At 47.5% G+C, this 385-nt stretch carries 1 protein-coding gene; it reads left to right on the top strand.

Features of this window, described 5'->3' with window-relative positions:
• Positions 1-385: cadherin-like domain-containing protein (locus AB4486_RS26520; RefSeq protein WP_372119747.1), on the top strand; the 385-nt coding region annotated here is incomplete at both ends.

Genomic DNA, 385 nt, shown 5'->3' on the forward strand with positions numbered 1-385 from the left:
ACCTTTGTTGATAATAATAACTCTCCTGTCGGCGAAACTCTCTCATTTACAACCGATGAAGATACTCCAGTAAACGGAACCCTTTCAGCTTCAGACGAAGACGGTGACTCTCTGTCTTTCACCAAAGCCACTGATCCCTCAAACGGAACTGTTGTTGTCGATGAAAACGGTGACTGGACCTACACACCTAATGAAAACTACAACGGTGATGATAGCTTTACGGTTGTTGTCTCCGATGGCCAAGGTGGCACGGACACCATAACCGTCAATGTCGGCGTTACTCCAGTCAATGACTTACCTGTCGGTGAAGATGTCTCAGTCACCACGGATGAAGATGCTCCAGTAAGTGGCTCACTCACTGCAACAGACGCGGATAACGACCAAT

Source organism: Vibrio sp. 10N.222.55.C6, from assembly GCF_041473395.1.
Classification (GTDB): domain Bacteria; phylum Pseudomonadota; class Gammaproteobacteria; order Enterobacterales; family Vibrionaceae; genus Vibrio; species Vibrio crassostreae_C.